Raw genomic sequence first — 19,588 nt, forward strand, 5'->3', positions numbered from 1 at the left:
GGGACGCGGTGGCGCGCCGGTGCGCCACCGGCCGGGCGCCGGGAAGGCACCGGCGGGATACCGTCGGAATCCGGATACTAGCGGTATTGGAAACCCGGGGACAGAGCGCGCGGGGATAGGATTCGTGAGCCAGTCGGAGAGGCTTCCCGGGAAGCCGGGCAGGACGGACCAAGGGGAGAAGGACACAGGACATGGCCCGCCTCAGCCGCGTCGAGAGCCAGGAGCTCACGCGCGAGCGGCTCGTCGCGACCGCGCGGACGCTGTTCCTGCGCAAGGGGTACGCGGCCACCTCGCTCAGCGACGTCGCGGAGACGGCCGGCTATTCCAAGGGCGCGGTGTACTCGAACTTCCGCAACAAGGACCGCCTCTGTCTCGCCGTCCTCGACGACATCCGTGCCGAGCAGCTGGCCCTGCTCACCGAATCCGTGATGGGCACGGGGGCGGTGGAGAGCCGTCTCGCCGCGTTCACGGCCTGGGGCGAGGCGCACATCGGCGACGAGGCGTGGACGACGTTCGAGGTCGAGTTCCTCACCAGGGCGCGTCATGACGACGAGCTGCGGGGGGAGATGACGGCCCGTGCGGAGATGATCCGCGAGGTGCTGGCCGGGCTTCTCGAAGCGCTGGCCGAGGAGGCGGGCGTCCGGCTCGCCGTGCCCGCCGACCGGGCGGCGACGATGCTGCTGAGCCTCGGCATCGGGCTCGGGGTGCAGCGGGTGGCCGACCCGTCGGTCCCCACGGCGGTGCTGACCGACACCCTGCGCCTCGTTCTGGGGCTGGACTCCGGGCGGTCCTGAAACCCTGTGCGGGCGGGGCACTTCCGTGCGGCCGGCCGCCCGCTCCCGGCCGTCCTGCGCGGCGTCGGTGTGAGAGTCTGGGGACAGGGGCCTGTCTGTGGATGGGACCGGGACATGGGTGCTGTGGGCGTGCCCTCGGACGGCGGCTGGGGCGATCCGCTGGGCCTGTCGACCGTCGCGCTGGCGGTCGTGGACGCGGACGGGTGCGTCGAGTACTGGAGCGCGGCGGCTGAGGACCTGCTCGGTCATAAGGCGTCCGACGTGCTGAGCCGTCCGGCGCTGTCCCTGCTCGACGACGAGGCCGCGGCCGCCGTCCGGCGGTTCGGACGGCCGGCGGACGGCCACTGGGCGGGGAAGGTCTCGGTGCGTCACCGCGAGGGTCACCGGGTGGAGCTGGCGCTCGAGGTCCGCGCCCTGCCTGCGGACGGCGGGCGGGACGGCTGGCTCGTCGCGGCGTGCCCCGCCGCCAGTCAGCGTCAGTGGGATCTGCGCCAGGCGGCGGTACGGGGTCTGCTCCACGGTTCCCCGATCGGGGTGGCCGTGCTCGACACGCAGTTGCGCTGCCGTTGGGTGAACGGCCTGCTGGCCGGCATGGAGGACGTCCAGCCGTCGGAGCAGGGGCTCGCGCCGCGTCCGGCGGGCGTCGGCGGGCAGTTGGCGCCGGCAGTGGAGCGGCAGGCCAGGCAGGCGCTGACCGCGGGTGAGACCGTGTCGTCGTTCGAGCATGTGACGCCGTCGCCCGGATCACGCCTGCCTCTGCAGGCCCGGCTGAGAATGCGGTCGTCCGTGCCGCTGCGCGACGGGTCCGGCGCCACCGTGGGGGTGTGCCAGAGCGCGGTCGACTTCGACGACCAGGACCGCGCGCGCCAGCGGCTGCTGCTGGTGAACGAGGCCAGTGAACACATCGGGAGCACCCTGGACCTGGAGCGCACCGTCGCGGAACTGGCGGAGATCCTGGTACCGCGGGTCGCCGACTTCGCGGCGGTGGACCTGCTCGACGGCGTCCGGGACGGTCGGGAGCCCGTGCCGCCCGGTGACCGGAGCGGTCATGGCGGTCTGGTCCGCGCCGCCCACCTGTCGATCCGCGCCGATCACCCGGAGGTGGTCGTGGACGTCGGCGCCGCGACCCGGTATCCGGCGTGGTCGCCGCAGAGCCGGTGCCTGGCGTCGGGCAGGTCGGTGCGGACGGCGGCGGTGACGCCTTCGACGCGCTGGCTGAGCGACGATCCGCTGCGGCGGACCGCGTTCGTGCGGATAGGGGTGCACTCCCACATGGCGGTGCCGCTGCGGGCGCGGGGTGTGACCGCGGGGGTGGTGACCCTGCTGCGCTGGGAGAACCCCGATCCGTTCGACGAGGACGATCTGCTCCTCGTCGAGGAGTTGTCCGCCCGGGCGGCGGTGTGCGTGGACAACGCCAGGCGGTTCGCCCGCGAGCACAGCGCGGCACTTGCGCTCCAGACCAGTCTGCTGCCCCCCGCGCTGCCCCATCACACGGCCGTCGAGGTGGCGTACCGCTATCTTCCGGCGGACGCGGAGGCCGGCGTGGGCGGGGACTGGTTCGACGTGATCCCGCTGTCCGGGGCGCGGGTCGCCCTGGTGGTGGGGGACGTCGTGGGGCACGGCATCCACGCGGCGGCCAGCATGGGGAGGCTGCGCGCGGCCGTGCAGACGCTCGCCGACATGGACCTGCCTCCCGAGGAACTGCTGGCGCACGTCGACGACCTCGTCCTGCGGCTGGCCGAGGAGGCCGAGGCGAGCGCCGAGGGGCCGGTGGTGGTCGGCGCGACATGCGTGTACGCGGTGTACGACCCCATCGTGCACAAGCTGTGCCTGGCGCGCGCCGGGCATCCGAGCCCGGGGATCGCGCACATGCGCGAGCCCGTCGGGTTCCTCGACGTCCCCGCCGGTCCCCCGCTGGGCCTCGGGGGCCTGCCGTTCGAGTCGGTCGAGATCGAGCTGGAGGAGGGGAGCGTCCTCGCCTTCTTCACCGACGGGCTGATCGAGGCGCACGACCACGACGTGGACACGGGGCTGGAGCGGCTGTCGTTCGCGCTGGCGCATCCCGACCGGCCGCTGGAGGAGATCTGCGAGACCATGGTGCGCACTCTGCTGCCCGACCGCCCCCGGGACGACGTGGCCTTCCTCGTGGTGCGGACGCGCACCCTGAGCCCCGACCGGGTGGCCTCCTGGGACGTGCCGTCCACTCCGTCGGCCGTGGCGGAGGCCAGACGCCGGGCCATGGCGCAGCTGACCCGGTGGGGGCTCGCCGATCTCGCCTTCACGACGGAGCTGATCGTCAGTGAGCTGATCACCAACGCGATGCGGCACGCGCACGGTCCCATCTCGCTCCGGCTGATCCACGACCGCGTCCTCACCGTCGAGGTGTCCGACGCCGGCAACACCTCGCCGCGCATGCGGCGGGCGGGCCACACCGACGAGGGCGGGCGCGGGCTGTTCCTGGTGGCGCAGGTCGCGCAGCGCTGGGGCACGCGCTACACGCCGCAGGGCAAGACGATCTGGACGGAGCAGGCGCTGACGTAGCCCGTGGTGGGACGGACGCCTTCGCGGGGACTCCTGCTACTTGGGCAGTCCGATGAGGAGCAGGGTCACGTCGTCGTCGTGCGCCGAGGTGTCCGGGATGAGGGTGTCGACCAGCAGGGCCGCCGCCCGGTCGAGCGTTCCCGGGTCCGCGGCCGGGCAGGTCAGCACGTTGCCCAGGGTGTGCGCGAGGACGTCGATCTGGGCGTCGAGGTCAGTGCCGGGCCGTTCGACCAGTCCGTCGGTGTAGAGGGCGAGCGCGGTGCCCGGGGGCAGCGGGTGCGTCGTCACGCGGTACGGCGCGCCCTCGCCGCGCACCTCGTTGGCGCCCAGCGGCACGTTCACGTGGGTCGCCAGCGGGCGGGCGGCGTCCTCGGGGCGCAGCGCGATGACGGGCAGGTGTCCGGCCGAGCACAGGGTGGCCTGGTGGGCGTCGTGGTCGATCACCAGGTAGAGGCAGGTGACGAGCTGGTCGGCCAGGTCGCTGACGAAGGCGTCCAGTCCGCTCATGAGCCGTCCGGGCGGGATGCCCGTGCGGGCCAGCGCGTGGGACGCCGCGCGCAGTTGCCCCATGACGGCGGCCGCTTCCAGCCCCCGGCCCATCACGTCGCCGATGACGACGCCCGTGCGGGTCTTGTCCAGCGGGATGATGTCGAACCAGTCGCCGCCGACCCCGGGGTCCTGCGCGGACGCCAGGTACCGGTGGGCGCTGGGCAGCCCGGGCAGTCGGGGCGGCTCCCCCATGAGGCTGTGCTGCAGCGTGTAGGCGATGCGCCGGTGCTGTTGGTAGCGTTCGGCGCGTTCGCGCTCGATCTGCCTGCGTTCGGTGATGTCCCGCACGGTGAGGAACACCAGCACTTCCCGTTCCGCCTGGAAGGTGCTGACGCTCACCTCCACGGGGAAGGCCCGGCCGGCGCTGTGCAGTCCGTACAGGCCCGTGCCGAGCACGGCCGGCCGGGGGCGGCGCGCCCGGAGGTAGCGGCGCAGCAGGGCGTTGTGCCGTGCGCGGTGCGGGCCGGGCACGAGTTCGTCGACGCTGGCTCCGACGAGGTCGACCGGCAGACGGCCGAACATATGTTCGGCTTGGGCGTTGGCCATGACGATGGTGCCGTGGCCGTTGGTGATCAGCGTGGCGTCGGGGCCGGACTCCAGGAGGGCGAGGAAGCGCCGGTTGGTGCGCTCCGCCTCGTGCTGGGCGGCGACGCGTTCGGTGACGTCGGTGACGACTCCGCACACGGCGTAGGGCGTGCCGTCCGGTTGCCTGAGCGGGAAGAGGCTGGTGAGGACGTCGCGCGGGCCGCCCGGCAGCACGATGCGTTCCTCACGCTGCACGGGGGATCCGCTTTCGAGCATGTCGAGGTCGGCGGCCCGTGCCCGGTGCGCCGCTTCGGACGGGAAGACGTCCTGGTCGCGGCGGCCCAGGACGTGCCGGCGGGGCAGGCGGGTGCTCTCCTCGAACGTCGTGTTCACGGCGAGGTAGCGGCCTTCGAGGTCCTTGACGAACACCGTGGCGGGGGTGTGGTCCATGATCGCCTGCAGCAGTTCGTTCTGCCTCACCTGCCACTGGGCGCGCTCGTGCGCCACCTCGGTGCGGGCGCCCACGGCCAAGGTCGCGAAGATGACCACGGTGAACACGACGACGTGGCCGCAGACCAGCAGCGCGGTCCCCATACGCGGCCCGTACAGCCCGGCGTCCTCCCCCGCCAGGGTCGCCATGCCGAGCAGCAGCGGGGCGACGACGGTGGTGACGATCAGCCGGCGTCCCAGGGCGCCGGTGGCGCCCGCGTTGGTCAGCAGCGCGGCCGATCCTTCGCCGGGCCGGGCCAGGAAGGAGGCGACGCCCAGCAGCACCAGGGCGAGCGCGGTGTGCAGGGCCATGCGCGCGTAGTCGCCGAACCGCTCCAGTTGGGGCACGCGGTAGGCGAACCCGTAGAGGCGCATCATTCCGGCGGCGGCCACGACCAGACCCGGGATCTGACTCGTCCAGGCGGGCAGCCGGGGCGCGCTCGCGCACAGTGTCGCCGCGCTCGCGAGGAGCAGGGCGACGAGCGTGTTCGGCGCCATCCGCCCGGGCGCCGCGATTCCGTCGGGCGCCCTCTCCTGGAAGAGGAGTTCGTCGATGCGCAGGTTCGCCCCGGTGAGGTACTCCACGGCGGTGAGCACGCAGATCACCACGACCAGGACCACGGCGACACGGGCCGCGGCGGTCATCCTGCGGTCGACGGGTCTTCGGATGACCGCGGCGAGGGAGAGCCCCAGCGTCGTCAGCGCCACGGCGGTGTTGGGCTTCATGGACGCGTGGGCGGCGGGGAGGGCGGTTTTCAGCAGGTCGCTGCCGATCGTCCAGCCGACCAGGCCCATCATGCCGAGGGCGGCCGCCACGAGAGCCGCGCCCTGGGCCGCGGCGCGGGCGGCGGCCAGTCCCTGGGCGTGGAAAGGCAGCGCCCCGGTCTGCACGGCCTCGTGCGTGCCGTGCAGACCGCGAGTGCGCCACTTGCTGTCTGCCACAGGTTCCCGTCCTCATGGGCGACGTCCCGCCAGCATGAATCAGCTTAAATGCTGACGACAGCGGCAGGTCGGCGACCACGGTCCCCCATGGGGCGGCGCGCGGTGACGACGGTCAGTCGTCGCCCTCCAGGTCGCCCTCCGTCTCCAGGTACACCTGGCGCAGCGCCTCCAGCACCGCCGGGTCGGGCTTCTCCCACATGCCCCGCGACTCCGCCTCCAGCAGCCGCTCGGCGATGCCGTGCAGCGCCCAGGGGTTGGCCTCCTGGAGGAACTCGCGGTTGGCGGGGTCCAGGACGTAGGTCTCGGTGAGCTTGTCGTACATCCAGTCGGCGATCACGCCCGTCGTGGCGTCGTAGCCGAACAGGTAGTCCACCGTGGCGGCCAGTTCGAAGGCGCCCTTGTAGCCGTGGCGGCGCATCGCCTCGATCCACTTGGGGTTGACGACACGGGCGCGGAAGACGCGCGAGGTCTCCTCGACGAGGGTGCGGGTGCGGACCGTCTCGGGCCGGGTGGAGTCGCCGATGTAGGCCTCGGGGGCGGTGCCGCGCAGGGCGCGGACGGTGGCCACCATGCCGCCGTGGTACTGGAAGTAGTCGTCGGAGTCGGCGATGTCGTGCTCGCGGGTGTCGGTGTTCTTCGCGGCCACCGCGATCCGCTTGTACGCCGTCTCCATCTCCTCGCGAGCCGGGCGGCCGTCCAGTTCACGGCCGTAGGCGTAGCCGCCCCAGACGGTGTAGACCTCGGCGAGGTCGGCGTCGGTGCGCCAGTCGCGGGAGTCGATGAGCTGGAGCAGGCCGGCGCCGTAGGTGCCCGGCCGGGAGCCGAAGATACGGGTGGTGGCGCGGCGCTCGTCGCCGTGCTCGGCCAGGTCCGCCTGGACGTGGGCCCGCACGTGGTTGGCCTCGGCCGGTTCGTCCAGCGCGGCCGCCAGGCGCACCGCGTCGTCGAGCAGGCCGACGGTGTGCGGGAAGGCGTCGCGGAAGAAGCCGGAGATGCGCAGGGTGACGTCGATGCGGGGCCGGCCCAGCTCCTCGGCGGGGACGGCTTCGAGGCCCGTCACACGGCGGGAGGCGTCGTCCCAGACGGGGCGGACGCCGAGCAGGGCGAGGGCCTCGGCCACGTCGTCGCCGGCGGTGCGCATGGCGCTCGTGCCCCACAGCGACAGGCCGACGGAGGTGGGCCAGTCGCCGTTGTCGGCGCGGTAGCGCTCCAGGAGCGAGTCGGCGAGGGCCTGACCGGTCTCCCAGGCGAGCCGGGACGGGACGGCCTTGGGGTCGACGGAGTAGAAGTTGCGGCCGGTCGGCAGGACGTTGACCAGGCCGCGCAGCGGGGAGCCCGAGGGGCCCGCGGGGACGAAACCGCCGTTCAGCGCGTGGACGGCGTGGTCGAGTTCGCCGGTCGTGGCCGCCAGTCGCGGGACGACCTCGCGGGCGGCGAACTCCAGGATGGCGGCGACCTGTTCACCGTGCTCGGCGGGGACGGCGGCCGGGTCCCAGTGGGCGTCCTCCATCGCCTGGACCAGGGCGCGGGCCTGCTCCTCCGCCTGGTCGGCGGTGGTGCGGGTGGCGGCCGACTCGTCCAGGCCGAGGGCCTCGCGCAGACCGGGCAGGGCGCTGGCGCCACCCCAGATCTGGCGGGCGCGCAGGATGGCGAGGACGAGGTTGACGCGGTCGGCGCCGGCGGGCGGGGCGCCCAGGACGTGCAGGCCGTCGCGGATCTGGGCGTCCTTGACCTCGCAGAGCCAGCCGTCGACGTGCAGGAGGAAGTCGTCGAAGCCGTCGTCGTCGGGGCGGTCGTCCATGCCGAGGTCGTGGTCGAGCTTTGCGGCCTGGATGAGGGTCCAGATCTGGGCGCGGATCGCCGGCAGCTTCGCCGGGTCCATGGAGGAGATCTGGGCGTACTCGTCGAGGAGCTGCTCCAGGCGCGCGATGTCGCCGTAGGAGTCGGCGCGGGCCATCGGCGGGACGAGGTGGTCGACGAGGGTGGCGTGCACGCGGCGCTTGGCCTGGGTGCCCTCGCCGGGGTCGTTGACGAGGAACGGGTAGATCAGGGGGAGGTCGCCGAGGGCGGCGTCGGGGCCGCAGGCGGCGGACAGTCCGGCGTTCTTGCCGGGCAGCCACTCCAGGTTGCCGTGCTTGCCCAGGTGGATCATGGCGTCGGCGCCGAATCCGCCGTCGTCCGCGCGTGCGGCGATCCAGCGGTAGGCGGCCAGGTAGTGGTGGGACGGCGACAGGTCGGGGTCGTGGTAGATGGCGATGGGGTTCTCGCCGAAGCCGCGCGGGGGCTGGATGAGGATCAGCAGGTTCCCGTAGCGCAGGCCGGCGAGGACGATGTCGCCCTCCGGGTTGCGGCTGCGGTCGACGAACATCTCACCGGGCGGCGGACCCCAGTGCTCCTCGACCGAGGTGCGCAGCTCCTCGGGGAGCGTGGCGTACCAGCGGCGGTAGTCGGCCGCTGGGATGCGGACGGGGTTGCGGGCGAGCTGCTCCTCGGTGAGCCAGGCCTGGTCGTGGCCGCCCGCCTCGATCAGCGCCCGGATCAGCTCGTCGCCGTCGCCGGAGGCGAGGCCCGGGATGTCGGCGCCGCCGAAGTCGTAGCCCTCCTCGCGCAGCCGGCGCAGCAGGGCCACCGCGCTGGCGGGGGTGTCCAGGCCGACGGCGTTGCCGATCCGGGAGTGCTTGGTCGGGTAGGCGGACAGCACGAGCGCGAGGCGCTTGTCGGCGTTGGCGATGTGGCGGAGTCGCGCGTGGCGTACGGCGATCCCGGCGACGCGGGCGGCGCGCTCGGGGTCGGCGACGTAGGCCGGGAGTCCGTCCTCGTCGATCTCCTTGAAGGAGAACGGGACGGTGATCAGACGGCCGTCGAACTCGGGTACGGCGATCTGGCTGGCCGCGTCGAGCGGGGAGACGCCCTCGTCGTTGTCCGCCCAGTCGGCGCGCGAGCCGGTCAGGCACAGGGCCTGGAGGATCGGGACGTCCAGCGCGGTGAGCGCGCCCGCGTCCCAGGACTCGTCGTCGCCGCCCGCGGAGGCCTCGGCGGGCTTGGTGCCGCCGGCGGCGAGGACGGTGGTGACGATGGCGTCGGCGGCGCGCAGTTCCTCGATCAGCTCGGGCTCGGGGGCGCGCAGGGAGGCGACGTACAGGGGCAGCGGCCGGCCGCCGGCGTCCTCGACGGCGTCGCACAGGGCGCCGACGAAGGCGGTGTTGCCGCTCATGTGGTGGGCGCGGTAGTAGAGCACGGCGACGGTCGGGCCGTCGCTCTCCCCGGCCTCCCGGGGCAGCGGGCCCCAGGTGGGGGCGGCGGCGGGGGCGTCGAAGCCGTGGCCGGTGAGCAGGACCGTGTCGGAGAGGAACCGGGCGAGCTGCTCCAGGTTGGCGGGGCCGCCGTGGGCGAGGTAGGCGTGGGCCTCGGCGGCGATGCCGACGGGGACGGTGGAGGCGGCCATGAGCTGGGCGTCGGGGGCCTGTTCACCGCTGAGGACGACGACCGGGCGGCCGTCGGCGAGGAGCAGGTCGAGCCCCTCCTCCCAGGCGCGCAGCCCGCCGAGGAGGCGTACCACGACCAGGTCGACGCCGTCGAGGAGGGCGGGCAGGTCGTCCAGGGGCAGCCGGGCGGGGTTGGCGAAGCGGTAGCGGACCGGGCCGTCGGCCGCACGGGCGCTGAGCAGGTCGGTGTCGGACGTCGACAGCAGAAGGATCATGCGTCGTCTGGCCTTCCTCGGGGTCCGCGCCCCGGGCGGTGTCGGACGGCGGGAGTTCCTGACTCGCCCGGCCTGTCCGTGGCCGGGCTCACAGTGGCGGGACCGCGCCGGATTCGCACCGGGCTTCCTCCCCTGTCGCCGTCTTGGCGTGAGCGGATCGGGTGATCCGCCAAGGAGCATAGTAGGGGGCGGGGCAAGAGGGCCCCGGGTGCATCGTGCCTGATGGTGGGTATGCTCGCCGCCATGTCCACGGCTGACCTTCGTTCATCGCCCCAGGCCCCGCCGGCCTCACGCGAACGCGGTGACGCCTGCCCGGGTTCGCTGCGGCTGCACACGGCGGACGACGGCGCGCTGGCCCGGATCCGTGTCCCCGGCGGCGTTCTGACCGTACGGCAGGCGCGGACGCTCGCCGAGGCGTCGGCCCGGCTGGGCGACGGCGAACTGCACCTGACCTCGCGGGGGAACGTGCAGGTGCGAGGCCTGGGAACTGACTGCGGCGGGGAGTTGGCCGCACTGCTGGACACCGCCGGGCTGCTCCCTTCGCCCGGTCACGAACGGGTCCGCAACATCGTCGCCTCCCCGCTGTCCGGTCTCGACGGACGCGGCCGGCTCGACGTACGGCCGTGGCTGACGGCGTTGGACGCGGCGCTGTGCGCGAGCGAGCCGGCGCGGGCGCTGTCGGGGCGTTTCCTGTTCGCGCTCGACGACGGGCGCGGGGACGTGGCCGGGCTCGACGCGGACGTCACGCTCCGGGCGACGGCGGACGGCCGCGCGGAACTCGGCCTCGGGTCGGCCCGCGAGGCGCTGCTGGTGTCCGCCGAGGACGCGCCGCGTGCCGCACTGGCGGCCGCCGAGACGTTCCTCGAGACCGTGCGGGCGACGGGGACCGGCGTCTGGCGGGTGGACGAACTCCCCTGCTCGGACGGCTCGTTCGTCGATCTCGTCGGCCGTCGGCTCGCGGGCGAGGGCATCGGTCACGAGCGGTGCCCCCGGGACGCCGGCCGTACCGGCGGGCCGCCTCCCGGAGCCGCCGGCGCCGGGCTGTCCGCGCACGTCCCCTTCGGTCGCCTCGCGGCCCGTCAGTGGCGGGAGCTGACCGATGTCGCCGTCGGCGAGCTGCGCCTCACGCCCTGGCGCGGTGTGGTTCTTCCCACACCGCGCGCGGACGTCGACGCCTCCCTCGCCCGTCTCGCGGCCGCCGGACTCGTCACGGATCCCGGCTCGCCCTGGATGCGCGTCGGGGCCTGCATCGGCCGGCCGGGATGCGGCAGGTCCCGGGCCGACGTGCAGGCCGACGCGACCGAGGCCCGCGCGGCCCTCGCCCCGGCCGGCCTCCCCCTGTACTGGTCGGGGTGCGAACGCCGTTGCGGACATCCCCGGGGCGACCGGATCGACGTGGTCGCCGCACCCGGGGGCGGCTATCTGCTCTCCACCGCCGTGACCGGGCAGGAGCCCCGCACCACCACCCTGGACCATCCCTCCCGACTCGCCACCGCCCTGGCAGCGATCACCGCATGAGCCGCACGACGACCGAGAGCAGTGAGAAGAACACCGTGACGAAGTACGAGTACGAGAAGGACGGCGCGGCCATCTACCGCCGGTCCTTCGCCACCATCCGGGCGGAGGCCGACCTCGAGGGTCTGCCCGCCGACGTCAGCCAGGTCGCGGTCCGGATGATCCACGCCTGCGGCATGGTCGACCTCGTACGGGACCTGGACTGCACGCCCACCGTCGTGGCCCGCGCCCGTGAGGCCCTGCGCTCGGGCGCGCCCATCTTCACCGATGTGCAGATGGTGGCCAGCGGAGTGACCCGCAAGCGGCTGCCCGCCGGCAACGACGTGCTGTGCACCCTGTCCGACCCGTCCGTGCCGGGGCTCGCCGCAGAGCTCAGCACCACCCGCACCGCCGCCGCGATGGAACTGTGGCGGGACCGGCTGGAGGGCTCGGTGGTCGCCGTCGGCAACGCGCCCACCGCGCTGTTCCGGCTGCTGGAGATGATGGACGAGGGCGCGCCCCGGCCCGCCGCCGTCATCGGCGTGCCCGTCGGGTTCGTCGGCGCCGTCGAGTCCAAGGACGCGCTGGCCGCGCACCCGTCCGGCCTGGAGTACCTGGTGGTGCGCGGGCGCCGGGGCGGCAGCGCCCTCGCCGCCGCCGCGCTCAACGCGATCGCGAGCGAGGAAGAGTGAGCGGGAAGCTTTACGGCGTCGGGCTGGGCCCCGGCGACCCGTCCCTGATGACCGTCCGGGCCGTCGAGGTCATCGCCGAGGCAGATGTGATCGCCTATCACAGCGCCCGGCACGGCCGGTCCATCGCCCGCTCGATCGCGGCGCGGCACATCCGCGCCGACCACGTCGAGGAGCCGCTGGTCTACCCGGTCACCACGGAGACCACCGACCACCCGGGCGGCTACCCGGGCGCCATCGACGACTTCTACGCCGAGGCGTCGGCCCGGCTCGCCGCGCACCTGGAGGCGGGGCGGACCGTCGCGGTCCTCGCCGAGGGCGACCCCCTCTTCTACGGCTCCTACATGCACATGCACAAGCGGCTCGCCGACCGCTTCGACACCGAGGTGATCCCCGGGGTCACCTCGGTGTCGGCCGCCGCCGCCCGGCTGGGCGCGCCCCTCGTCGAGGGCGAGGAGGTGCTGACCGTCCTGCCGGGCACGCTTCCCGAGGAGGAGCTGGCCGCGCGGCTCGCCGCGACGGACGTGGCGGTGGTGATGAAGCTGGGCCGCACCTTCCCCAAGGTCCGCCGGGCGATGGAGAGTTCCGGCCGGCTGGGTGAGGCCCGGTACGTGGAGCGGGCCACCATGGCCGGGGAGCGGGTCGGTGAACTCGCCGACGTGGACGAGGAGTCGGTGCCGTACTTCTCGGTGGCCGTGCTGCCGAGCCAGGTCGACGCGGAGCGGCCGGCAGCGCGTGAGCGCGGCGAGGTGGTCGTCGTCGGGACCGGGCCGGCCGGACCGCGGTGGCTGACGCCCGAGACGCGGGGCGCGCTCGCCGCCGCCGACGACCTCGTCGGCTACACCACATACCTGGACCGGGTGCCGGTGCGGGCCGGGCAGGTGCGGCACGGCTCGGACAACCGGGTCGAGTCGGAGCGGGCCGAGTTCGCGCTCGACCTGGCACGGCGGGGACGGCGGGTCGCCGTCGTCTCCGGGGGCGATCCGGGGGTGTTCGCCATGGCGACGGCCGTCCTGGAGGTCGCCTCGCAGAAGGAGTACGAGGACGTCGCGGTGCGCGTGCTGCCGGGCGTGACCGCCGCCAACGCGGCCGCCGCCCGCGCGGGTGCGCCGCTCGGGCACGACTACGCCACGATCTCGCTCTCCGACCGGCTCAAGCCGTGGGAGGTCATCGCCGAACGGCTGCGCGCGGCGGCCTCGGCGGATCTGGTGCTCGCCCTGTACAACCCGGGCTCGCAGAGCCGCACTTGGCAGGTGGCCAAGGCCCGCGAGCTGCTGCTGGAACACCGCGACCCGGACACCCCGGTCGTGGTCGCGCGGGACGTGGGCGGCTCCGGGGAGAGCGTGCGGATCGTGCGGCTCGCCGACCTGGATCCGGCCGAGGTCGACATGCGGACGATCCTGCTGGTCGGCTCTTCCCAGACGCGCGCCGTGCGGCGCGGCGACGGCGAGCAGATCGTCTGGACGCCTCGCCGGTACCCGGAGGCATGAGGCGTGCGGCGCCGGGCGCGTGCGGTCGACACCGGCTGCTCACGGCCGGCGCCGGCTGCTCCGGGTCGGCGCCGGCCTTTCCTCGCCGGCGCGGGTTCCGGGCCGGTGTCGGCCGCATCCCGCCGGTGCCGGATACTTCCGGCCGGTGCCGGGCGCTTTCAGTCGGCACCAGCCGCTCCCAGCCGATGCCAACCGTTTGCCGCCAGCACCGGATACTTTCGGTCGGCGTCCGCCGGGTGCCGGGCGTGTCCGACCGGCGCCGGACGCCACCGGCCGGCGCCAGCCGCTTCCGCCGTGGGCACCAGCCGCTCCCAGCCTGTGTCACCCGGATCCCAACGGCGCGGGACGCCTCCGGCTGCGGCGGCCGTTTCCCGTCTGTTTCGGCTGGTTCCGGTCGGTGCCAGCCGCTCCCGGTCGCTTTCGCCCGTTTCCTCGTCGGCATCGGATGCAACCGGCCCGTACCGTCCGGCAGGCGGTCGGACGTCAGGGCGGCCGGGGCCGGACGCCCCGGGGCGCGCGGACGTCAGGACGGCCGGGGGCCGGGGGACCGGCCGAGGCGTTCGGTGACCCAGCGGGCCGCCTGCTCCGGAGTCGTCGCCACCGGGACTCCCTCGGGGGACTTCGGGCGCCGGACCACCACCACCGGAACTCCCGCCTCCCGCGCCGCCGCCAGCTTCGGCGCGGTGGCCGCTCCCCCGCTGTCCTTCGTCACCAGCACGTCGACCCGGTGCCGGCGCAGCAGTTCGCGTTCGCCGTCCAGGGTGAAGGGGCCCCGGTCGAGCAGCATCTCCATACGGGGCGGATGCGGCGGCTCGGGCGCGTCGACGGAACGGACGAGGAACCACAGGTCGGCGAGGTCCGCGAAGGCGGCGAGGCCCATGCGCCCCGTGGTCAGGAAGACCCGCTCCCCCAGCCCGGGCAGCAACCCCGCCGCCTCCTCAAGCGAGGAGGCCTCGTGCCAGCGGTCGCCCGCCACGGGGACCCAGCCGGGGCGGCGCAGCGCGAGCAGGGGAACATGGGCGGTGGCGGCGGCTCGCGCCGCGTGGAAACTGATGGTCCCGGCGAAAGGATGGGTGGCGTCGATGAGCGCGTCGACGGCGTTGTCGCGCAGCCACGCGGTCAGGCCCTCGGTCCCGCCGAAGCCGCCGACGCGGACCTCGCCCGGCGGCAGCCGGGGACTGGCGACCCGCCCCGCGAGGGAGCTGGTCAGCCGCAACCCGGGTGCGCCGTGCAGCAGTTCGGCGAGGCGGCGGGCCTCCGTGGTGCCGCCGAGGATCAGTACGTGCATGGAAGTCCAGGTCCGTTCATGAGCGAGTCACAGAGCACCGGCGAGGCCGGGGCGCAGGGCGTCGGCGAGGCGAAGGGCGGTCGCACAGCGCAGCTGAAGCACACGGGGCTGCGGCCCGGCTGGACCACCGGCGCCTGTGCGACGGCGGCCACGACGGCCGCGTACACCGCGCTGCTGACCGGCGAGTTCCCCGACCCGGTGACGATCACGCTGCCCAAGGGGCAGACGCCGTCCTTCGCGCTGGCGGCCGAGGAGCTGACGGAGGCGTACGCGATGGCGGGGATCGTGAAGGACGCGGGCGACGATCCGGACGTCACGCACGGCGCGCTGGTGCGGGCCACGGTCAGGCGGCTGCCCGCGGGTTCCGGGGTCGTCTTCCGGGCCGGCCCGGGGGTCGGGACGGTCACCCGGCCCGGTCTGCCGCTGCCGGTCGGCGAGCCCGCCGTGAACCCGGTGCCGCGCCGGATGATGTGCGACCACGTCGCCGAGGTCGCCGCGCGGCACGGCGGCACGTCGGACGTGGAGATCACGGTCTCCGTGGACCACGGCGAGGAGATCGCCCGCTCCACGTGGAACCCCCGGCTCGGCATCCTGGGCGGTCTGTCCATCCTGGGCACGACCGGCATCGTCGTGCCGTACTCGTGCTCGGCGTGGATCGACTCCATCCGGCGGGGCGTGGACGTGGCGCGTGCGGCGGGGCGCACGCATGTCGCGGGGTGCACCGGGTCGACGTCGGAGCGGACGGTCGTCGCGGAGTACGGCCTGCCCGAGGACGCCCTGCTCGACATGGGCGACTTCGCGGGGGCGGTGCTGAAGTACGTCCGCCGGCACCCCGTCGACCGTCTCACGGTGTGCGGCGGCTTCGCCAAGCTCTCCAAGCTGGCCGCGGGCCATCTCGACCTGCACTCGGCCCGCTCCCAGGTGGACAAGGGCTTCCTCGCCGAACTGGCCCGGCGCGGCGGCGCGGACGAGGCGCTGGCGGCGGAGGTCGCCGACGCCAACACGGGGCTCGCCGCGCTCCAGCTGTGCCTGGCGGCCGGGGTGCCGCTGGGCGACCTGGTGGCGACGGCGGCCCGCGACCAGGCGCTGGCCGTGCTGCGGGGCGCGCCCGTCGCGGTGGACGTCGTCTGCATCGACCGGGCGGGGACGGTGGTCGGCCGCAGCACGGTCGCCTGACCGCTCCCGGCGGCGGCCGGGTCAGTCACCGGCGACGACCGGGCCGACGCGCAGGCGGTTGCCGTCCGGGTCCGTCAGGCACAGCTCGCGCCCCCACGGCGTCTCTTCGGCCCGTACGCCGAACTCCGCGGCCACCGCGTCGAGATCGCCGACCCGCAGGTACAGCAGGGTGTCGGGCCGGGCGTCGCCCTCGTGCTCCGACAGGTACAGCCGGACGCGTCCGCGGGCGACCTCGGTGAACACGGGCAGGCCGGGCTCGAACCGGTGCTCCCACTGCTGCCGGAAGCCCAGCCGCGCGTACCAGCCGACGGCGGCCGCCGCGTCCTGCACGCGCAGGATCGGAACGACCTCTTCGTGCCGGCCGCCCGCGTCGCTCCCGTCGCTCAGCATGTGTGGCGGTCCCGGTCCGGGGAGTAGAGGTGGCTGTCGCGGAAGTGCTCGGCGGCGAGGGTGCGGCCGACCATGATGACGGCCGTGCGCAGGACGCCGGCCTCCTTCACCTTGCCGGCGATCTCGTCGAGCGTGCCGCGGATGACGAGTTCCTCGGGGCGGGAGGCGTAGGCGACGACGGCGGCCGGGCAGTCGGCGCCGTAGTGCGGGAGGAGTTCGCCGACCACGCGGTCGACGTAGCGGACGGCCAGGTGCAGCACGATGAGCGCGCCGCTGCGGCCGAGGGTGGCGAGGTCCTCCCCCTCGGGCATGGCGGTGGCCTGCTGGGCGATGCGGGTGAGGATGACGGTCTGGCCGACGGTCGGCACGGTCAGTTCCCGCTTGAGGGCGGCCGCCGCCGCGGCGAACGCGGGCACGCCCGGTACGACCTCGTACGGCACGCCGGCCGCGTCGAGCCGCCGCATCTGCTCGGCGACCGCGCTGAACACCGAGGGGTCCCCGGAGTGCAGCCGGGCCACGTCGTGGCCCTCCTTGTGCGCACGGACCAGTTCGGCGACGATCTGGTCCAGGTCGAGTCGCGCGGTGTCCACCAGCCGTGCGCCGGGCGGGCATTCGGCGAGCAGCTCGCGCGGGACGAGGCTCCCCGCGTACAGGCAGACCGGGCTCGCGGCGAGCACGCGGGCGCCGCGCACCGTGATCAGGTCGGCGGCGCCGGGGCCGGCGCCGATGAAGTACACGGTCATCTGTCTGCTCCTGAGGACGGGTCGGGGGTCTTGTGCACGGCCCACTGGGTCACCGGCATCGCCTGCCGCCATCCGGTGAAGCCGCCGACGGGCACGGCGTGCGCCACGGCCAGTTTCACCAGCTCCCCGCCGTGCCGCCGGCAGGCGCCGGCGAGCAGGGCCTCCGACTCCAGCGTCACGGTGTTGGCGACGAGCCGACCGCCGTCGGGCAGCGCCTGCCAGCACGCGTCGAGGAGGCCGGGGGCGGTGAGTCCGCCGCCGATGAACACGGCGTCGGGCGGCGGGAGTTCGGCGAGGGCGGCGGGCGCGGCGCCGGTGACGACGCGCAGCCCGGGCACGCCCAGCCGGTCGGCGTTGCGGGTGATGCGGGCGGCGCGCACGGGGTCGCGTTCGACGGTGATCGCGCGGCACGAGGGGTGGGTGCGCATCCATTCGACGGCGATGGAGCCGGAGCCGCCGCCGACGTCCCACAGCAGTTCGCCGGGTGCGGGGGCGAGGGCGGCGAGCGTCGCGGCGCGGACGTGCCGCTTGGTGAGCTGCCCGTCGTGTTCGTACGCCTCGTCGGGGAGCCCGGGGACGGCGCCGAGCCGCAGGGCGCCGGGGGCGCGGCGGCATTCGACGGCGACGATGTTGAGGGGGTCGCCGGGCGGCCGCGGCTCCTCCCACGCGTCGGCGGTGGTCTCGCCGTCCATGTGCTCGCGCGGGCCGCCGAGTTGCTCCAGGACACGGACGCGGCTCGGTCCGAAGCCGCGGTCCCGCAGCAGGGCGGCGACCTCGCCGGGGGTCCGGGCGTCCGCGCTGAGGACGAGGAGACGCCGGCCGTCATGCAGGGCGGCGGCGAGGCGGGCGGCGGGGCGGCCGACGAGCGTGACGACCTCGACGTCCTCCAGGGGCCAGCCGAGGCGGGCGGCGGCGTGGGAGACGGAGGAGGGGTGCGGCAGGACGCGCAGGGCGTCGCCGCCCGTCTCCTCGGCGAGGGCGCGTCCGATGCCGTAGAACATGGGGTCCCCGCTGGCGAGGACGGCGATGCGGCGGCCCGCGTGCGCGGCGAGGAGTGCGGGGACGGCCGGGCGCAGGGGCGTGGGCCAGGCGACGCGCTGTCCGGCGCACCGCTCTGGCAGCAGGTCGAGCTGGCGCGGGCCGCCGATGAGCACCTCGGCCTCGTCGAGCGCGGCGCGCGAGGCGTCGGGGAGCCCCGCCCATCCGTCGGCGCCGATCCCGACGACCGTGACGGCGGCGACGGCGGGCGGCGGTCCTGGTCGTGCGGGGTTCACTGCGCTTACCTCGTGGTTCGGGGGCAACAGGGGCGCACTCTACTGGGCGGTGCAGGGCCCCCACCTGCTCGGGGGCCGCTTCGCACGGCTTTCCGCCGCCCCGGCGCGACGGTCGTGGCGTCCCCGGCCGCCCGCGCCGCTCAGCGGTGTTCGGGGTTGTCCGCGCCCGGCCGGCAACCGGCGTCCCACTCCGTGCGCTGGTTGCCGTGGGCCGGGACTCCCCCGGCGCGTTTGAGCAGGGCCGCCAGGTGCATCAGGTTCCAGGTCATGAAGGCGGTGTTGCGGTTGGTGAAGTCGTTCTCCGGGCCGCCCGAGCCGGGGTCCAGGTACGAGGGGCCGGGTCCGGCCGCGCCGATCCAGCCCGCGTCGGCCTGCGGCGGGATGGTGTAGCCGAGGTGCTGGAGGCTGTAGAGCACGTTCATGGCGCAGTGCTTGACGCCGTCCTCGTTGCCGGTGATCAGACAGCCGCCGACACGCCCGTAGTCGGCGTACTGGCCGCGGGAGTTGAGCAGGCTGGAGCAGCTGTAGAGGCGTTCGATGACGCGTTTGGTGACCGAGCTGTTGTCGCCGAGCCAGATGGGCCCGGCGAGCACCAGGATGTCCGCGGCCAGTACCTGCTCGTACAGGGCCGGCCAGGCGTCGGTGGCGATGCCGTGCTCGGTCATGTCGGGGTAGACGCCCGTCGCGATGTCGTGGTCGACCGCGCGGACGAGTTCCGTGGTCACCCCCTGCGCTTCCATGAGGGACCGGCTCATGTCGATGAGCCCCTGGGTGTGGCTGAGTTGGGGGGACGGCTTCAGTGTGCAGTTGACGAAGAGCGCGCGCAGGTCGTCGAAGCGGGGGCCGTCCTCGGTGGACGGGGCGGGCGATGCTGTCACGGATGGCTCCGGGGGGAGAGCGAACAGGTGGGGGTGCCGGTGTCAGCGTCTCCCGGGGCGGGGGCGCCGCCCGGTTGCGACGCACCTCCATCCGGGCACCGGCCGCGGGCGCCCGCCGGTGAGGCCGCGTCAGCGCACGGTGGGCGGCCGCCGCTTCGCCGCACCCCGCAGTCTCAGCAGGAGCAGCAGCGCCGACCCGCCGAACAGGACGGCGGTGATCAGCAGCCAGCGGGTGAGGAAGCCGTCGGCCGGCAGGCCGGTGGAGGACTCGTAGCGCTGAGCCGTCCGGCCGCTGATCAACGGGAACCACACCAGCAGCAGAAGGCCGGACAGGACGGCCGGCACCCGGATGTACATCGTCCGCTCCCGGTGGCCGGCCGCGCCGAGGACGCCGGTGAGGGCCCTGTCCGCGGACGCGTACAGCGGCAGCAGGACGAGGTCGTGCAGCACCGCCGCGCCCACGAACCACAGTGCGATGCCGAGCCGGTCTCCGGACAGCAGGCGCACGCCCGCGTATCCGGCGAGTGCGAACGAGCAGACCAGGAGCAGGATGTGGAGCGGGCTTCCGAGCGGAGGTCTTCTCATGGCAGGGCCCTTCTTCATGTCGTCACCGGGCTCGCTTCCGT

General features: G+C 74.3%; 14 protein-coding genes and 1 riboswitch. Of the genes, 6 read left to right on the forward strand and 8 right to left on the reverse strand.

Annotated features, from left to right (window positions below; translation table 11 throughout):
• Window positions 1–191: 191 nt before the first annotated feature.
• Window positions 192–794, forward strand: a complete 603-nt coding sequence (locus ACFYXA_RS08260) for a TetR/AcrR family transcriptional regulator (protein ID WP_389029635.1) — start codon at window positions 192–194, stop codon at window positions 792–794.
• Window positions 795–908: 114 nt separating this feature from the next.
• Window positions 909–3,335: a SpoIIE family protein phosphatase gene (locus tag ACFYXA_RS08265; RefSeq protein ID WP_389029638.1), complete on the forward strand. Its 2,427-nt coding sequence runs from the start codon at window positions 909–911 to the stop codon at window positions 3,333–3,335.
• 36 nt (window positions 3,336–3,371) lie between these two features.
• Here the strand turns inward: ACFYXA_RS08265 and ACFYXA_RS08270 are convergent, their stop codons facing one another.
• A complete protein-coding gene (locus ACFYXA_RS08270; RefSeq protein ID WP_389029641.1) occupies window positions 3,372–5,840 on the reverse strand; it encodes a SpoIIE family protein phosphatase in 2,469 nt (822 codons plus the stop codon).
• Between the two features lie 112 nt (window positions 5,841–5,952).
• A complete protein-coding gene (gene cobN, locus ACFYXA_RS08275) occupies window positions 5,953–9,540 on the reverse strand; it encodes a cobaltochelatase subunit CobN (protein WP_389029644.1) in 3,588 nt (1,195 codons plus the stop codon).
• 52 nt (window positions 9,541–9,592) lie between these two features.
• A riboswitch (cobalamin riboswitch) is annotated at window positions 9,593–9,670 on the reverse strand.
• A gap of 101 nt (window positions 9,671–9,771) precedes the next feature.
• Here cobN and cobG point away from each other — a divergent pair.
• From cobG to ACFYXA_RS08290, 3 genes are read left to right on the forward strand one after another with little or no spacing between them, the layout of a single operon-like run.
• Window positions 9,772–11,058, forward strand: coding sequence for a precorrin-3B synthase (gene cobG / locus ACFYXA_RS08280; RefSeq protein WP_389031616.1), 1,287 nt, complete (start codon window positions 9,772–9,774; stop codon window positions 11,056–11,058).
• Window positions 11,055–11,726, forward strand: a complete 672-nt coding sequence (locus ACFYXA_RS08285; protein ID WP_389029648.1) for a precorrin-8X methylmutase — start codon at window positions 11,055–11,057, stop codon at window positions 11,724–11,726. Before cobG ends, ACFYXA_RS08285 begins: the two co-directional genes overlap by 4 nt.
• A complete protein-coding gene (locus ACFYXA_RS08290; RefSeq protein ID WP_389029651.1) occupies window positions 11,723–13,213 on the forward strand; it encodes a precorrin-2 C(20)-methyltransferase in 1,491 nt (496 codons plus the stop codon). Before ACFYXA_RS08285 ends, ACFYXA_RS08290 begins: the two co-directional genes overlap by 4 nt.
• Before the next feature lie 523 nt (window positions 13,214–13,736).
• On the opposite strand, the gene ACFYXA_RS08295 is transcribed toward ACFYXA_RS08290, so the two are convergent.
• On the reverse strand, window positions 13,737–14,501 hold the full coding sequence (locus tag ACFYXA_RS08295; protein ID WP_389029654.1) for a cobalt-precorrin-6A reductase: 765 nt from the start codon (window positions 14,499–14,501) through the stop codon (window positions 13,737–13,739).
• 18 nt (window positions 14,502–14,519) lie between these two features.
• Between ACFYXA_RS08295 and ACFYXA_RS08300 the strand changes: the two genes are divergently transcribed.
• Entirely contained in the window at window positions 14,520–15,677 is a 1,158-nt protein-coding gene (locus tag ACFYXA_RS08300; RefSeq protein WP_389029657.1) for a cobalt-precorrin-5B (C(1))-methyltransferase, read from the forward strand.
• A gap of 21 nt (window positions 15,678–15,698) precedes the next feature.
• Here the strand turns inward: ACFYXA_RS08300 and ACFYXA_RS08305 are convergent, their stop codons facing one another.
• The 5 genes from ACFYXA_RS08305 to ACFYXA_RS08325 all read right to left on the reverse strand — a co-directional run bounded on the left by ACFYXA_RS08305 (window position 15,699) and on the right by ACFYXA_RS08325 (window position 19,547).
• Window positions 15,699–16,067 carry a glyoxalase superfamily protein gene (locus ACFYXA_RS08305; RefSeq protein WP_389029660.1) on the reverse strand — a complete coding sequence of 123 codons (369 nt, stop codon included), beginning with the start codon at window positions 16,065–16,067 and terminating at the stop codon, window positions 15,699–15,701.
• Entirely contained in the window at window positions 16,061–16,810 is a 750-nt protein-coding gene (cobM, locus tag ACFYXA_RS08310; protein WP_389029663.1) for a precorrin-4 C(11)-methyltransferase, read from the reverse strand. Before cobM ends, ACFYXA_RS08305 begins: the two co-directional genes overlap by 7 nt.
• Window positions 16,807–18,084, reverse strand: coding sequence for a precorrin-6y C5,15-methyltransferase (decarboxylating) subunit CbiE (cbiE, locus tag ACFYXA_RS08315; protein WP_389029667.1), 1,278 nt, complete (start codon window positions 18,082–18,084; stop codon window positions 16,807–16,809). Before cbiE ends, cobM begins: the two co-directional genes overlap by 4 nt.
• A 140-nt stretch (window positions 18,085–18,224) precedes the next feature.
• Window positions 18,225–18,962, reverse strand: coding sequence for a flavodoxin family protein (locus ACFYXA_RS08320; RefSeq protein WP_389029670.1), 738 nt, complete (start codon window positions 18,960–18,962; stop codon window positions 18,225–18,227).
• A gap of 129 nt (window positions 18,963–19,091) precedes the next feature.
• Complete coding sequence (locus ACFYXA_RS08325; protein ID WP_389029673.1) at window positions 19,092–19,547, reverse strand: hypothetical protein; 456 nt, start codon at window positions 19,545–19,547, stop codon at window positions 19,092–19,094.
• Window positions 19,548–19,588: the final 41 nt, after the last annotated feature.

This window comes from Streptomyces sp. NPDC002566 (genome assembly GCF_042889585.1).
Lineage (GTDB): Bacteria > Actinomycetota > Actinomycetes > Streptomycetales > Streptomycetaceae > Streptomyces.